Here is a 2,421-nt window from a genome sequence, read left to right as displayed (position 1 = left end):
GAAAAGGTCAGCGTGCGAAAAGGTCAGCGTGCGAAAAGAAAGGCCCGCAGCCCCTCGCGGGGACTACGGGCCTTACTTTGTGCGCGATTCCAGCTCGCCGCCTCGTCGAGTGGCGACAGGGTTGGTCCGCGTCCGGGTGTTGTTCGTACAGACCGGTGTCCGTATCAGTTAGCCGCGGCGTAGGCGTCCATGATGTCGGACGGAATTCGGCCGCGGTCGGAGACCTCGTAACCGTTGCTGCGGGCCCATTCGCGAATCGCCTTGGTATCGCCCGACGACGACGACTTGGCCGCGGCCCGGCGTGCAGGCTTGGCCTTGCCACTGGACGAGACACGATGGCCGTTCTCCACGTACGGAGCCATTACCTCGCGGAATTTCTCAGCATTCTCGTCGCTGAGGTCGATCGTGTATTCCTTACCGTCAAATGCGAACGTGATCGTATTGGCGTCGCTGCCGAGATCCGTTCCGTCGAGGTCGTCGATGTACTGCACCTGGAACTGCTGTGCCATGTGTTCTTCTCCCTTGGCCGGCTCTGTTCTCTATATGAAGACATTATGCACAGGGAAGTCGACATACGCACACGTATGTTTTGGATAACGCTTCTCGACAATGTTTTCAGTGCTGAACTTTTCGGGGATATTCCACAGTTGTTCAGTGGCCGAAAGAGTCGGAATTCTCGCGATACCTCCGCACGATGAGATCGACGATCTCCGGGTGTGCGCCGAGTGGCGGAGAGACGATATCCCCGCCTGCCGCGGCCATTCGATCGGCGAAGAAACCGGGGGCGAGAAGGTGGGTCGCGACCGCCACCCGACGTCGCCCCCCGGTGCGGAACTGTTCGACCGCCTCGGCGACGGTCGGGACCGCCGCGGAGGCGAAACCGGAGGTCACCGGCACGCCCATGAGGTCGGAGAGCCTGTCGGCGAGCGCCCTCGTCTCCGCGATCGACGACGCGTTCTTACTCCCCGCCGCTCCCAGGACCACGGCGTCCGCGCCGAATGCCCCCACCGCGCCGGCCTCGGCGAGCCGCTGCATCAGGGCCCGTACGACCTCCGGTTCCGCGCCGAGGTGCGGCGTCTGGACGACCGGTCCGGGGGCGTCGCGGCAGGCCTGCCCGACGTCGTGGGTGACGTGGTAACCGCGGGCGAGGAAGGCCGGGACCACGACCGTCGGTGCGCCGTCGGCGAGGATCCGGCCCGGGCCGGGTGACTGGACGTCCACCCAGGAGAGTCGGCAGTCCACGCCGGGCAGCTGCTTACGCGCTTCCAGCAGGACCCGACCCAGGACGCGGCGGCCGGCCGCCGCCCGGGTGCCGTGGGCGACCAGCAGGAGGCGGGGGCTCATGACGTCATCCCGGGAGCGTTCACCCTTCGAGCATGCCGCAATCCGGGTGCGGGGCGGCACCCGCTCGGCGACACTGGGGGGATGAACGCAGGCGGCAGGCGGGGTGCGCGGCCAGAGGTGACCGTGGCCAACTGGGAGGCCGTGTACGACTTCTACGGCCCGGGGCGTCGGCGCGACGGCTTCACCCACCCGCTGCTGGCCCTCGTCGGGGCCGTCTATGCCCCCGAGCTGCGGATCGCGCCGGAGACCGTGTCCGAGCTGCACCGTCTCCACGACGCCGGGGTGGGGATCGTCGTCGCCGCCAACCACCCGTCCAAGCACGACCCGTTCGTCCTGGCCTCGGGCGTGTTCGACAAGCGGGTCCGGTTCCTGTCGAGCGGCACCGGCCTGACCAAGGATCCGCTCTTCCGGGGCCCGCTGCGTCCGGTGTTCGAGTACACGGGGACGGTCCCGGTGTTCCGGGCCAAGAACTACCAGGGCACGGCTCGGGAGGTGCACGACGCGGCGGCGGCCCGGCTCATCGGTCTCTGCGTGGATCGTCTCACCTCGGGCGGCGTGGTCCTGACGTTCGTCGAGGGGACCAACTCCTCGGCCGACGACCTGCGCACGCTCCGTCTCGGCTCGGTCAAGAAGGGGGTGGGCCAGATGGTCCGCGGGGTCCGCGAGGAGGACGGCCGGGTGGCGGTCCTGCCGGTCGGGATCGTCTACCACGGGCGGGAGCACGCCAGGACACCACCGCGACGCCCGGTGCTGGCCGCGGGCCGGCCCATCGTATGGGAGGACCCGGGGGCCCCGCCGGCGATCGACGAGGTGCGTGGCGCGGTGCGGGACGGTATCGACGACGCCCTCACCGCCGCCTGGGGCTAGACGAAACTTCTCAGACCACGCCGGGGACGACCTCGAACTCCACCCCGACGGCGTCGAGTTCGCGGGCCCGCGCGGCCAGGGTGGCCGCCGCCGCGATCCGCACGACCCCGTGTCCCGCGGCGTACCTCGTCGCCACCAGTTCGGCGACGCGGGCGGCGGGCAGGCCGGGACCGGTCTCGAGCACCTCGACGTCGTCGTCGAGCTCCGTCA

3 protein-coding genes and 1 pseudogene are annotated in these 2,421 nt (G+C 69.1%); 1 reads left to right on the top strand and 3 read right to left on the bottom strand.

Features of this window, described 5'->3' with window-relative positions; genetic code table 11:
* Window positions 1–164: 164 nt before the first annotated feature.
* Together G6023_RS06700 and G6023_RS06695 are read right to left on the bottom strand one after the other, a co-directional pair.
* On the bottom strand, window positions 165–509 hold the full coding sequence (locus G6023_RS06700; protein ID WP_067715382.1) for a histone-like nucleoid-structuring protein Lsr2: 345 nt from the start codon (window positions 507–509) through the stop codon (window positions 165–167).
* A 142-nt stretch (window positions 510–651) separates the two neighbouring features.
* Window positions 652–1,344: a sirohydrochlorin chelatase gene (locus G6023_RS06695; RefSeq protein WP_182634601.1), complete on the bottom strand. Its 693-nt coding sequence runs from the start codon at window positions 1,342–1,344 to the stop codon at window positions 652–654.
* Window positions 1,345–1,425: 81 nt separating this feature from the next.
* Here G6023_RS06695 and G6023_RS06690 point away from each other — a divergent pair, with 81 nt between their 5' ends.
* Entirely contained in the window at window positions 1,426–2,211 is a 786-nt protein-coding gene (locus tag G6023_RS06690; protein WP_182634599.1) for a lysophospholipid acyltransferase family protein, read from the top strand.
* Window positions 2,212–2,221: 10 nt separating this feature from the next.
* Here the strand turns inward: G6023_RS06690 and G6023_RS06685 are convergent.
* Window positions 2,222–2,421 (bottom strand): annotated as a pseudogene (locus G6023_RS06685) (NAD(P)-dependent oxidoreductase); the annotation flags it as partial.

The organism is Dietzia sp. DQ11-71 (genome assembly GCF_014144995.1).
Taxonomy (GTDB): domain Bacteria; phylum Actinomycetota; class Actinomycetes; order Mycobacteriales; family Mycobacteriaceae; genus Dietzia; species Dietzia kunjamensis.
Note: the sequence above shows the minus strand (reverse complement) of the source record. Positions and strands in the feature narration are given on the sequence as shown.

Excerpts from the sequence above, each read along its gene's own strand:
- G6023_RS06695 (WP_182634601.1), bottom strand. The coding sequence starts at position 1,344 with ATGAGCCCCCGCCTCCTGCTGGTCGCCCACGGCACCCGGGCGGCGGCC.
- G6023_RS06700 (WP_067715382.1), bottom strand. The coding sequence starts at position 509 with ATGGCACAGCAGTTCCAGGTGCAGTACATCGACGACCTCGACGGAACG.
- G6023_RS06690 (WP_182634599.1), top strand. The coding sequence starts at position 1,426 with ATGAACGCAGGCGGCAGGCGGGGTGCGCGGCCAGAGGTGACCGTGGCC.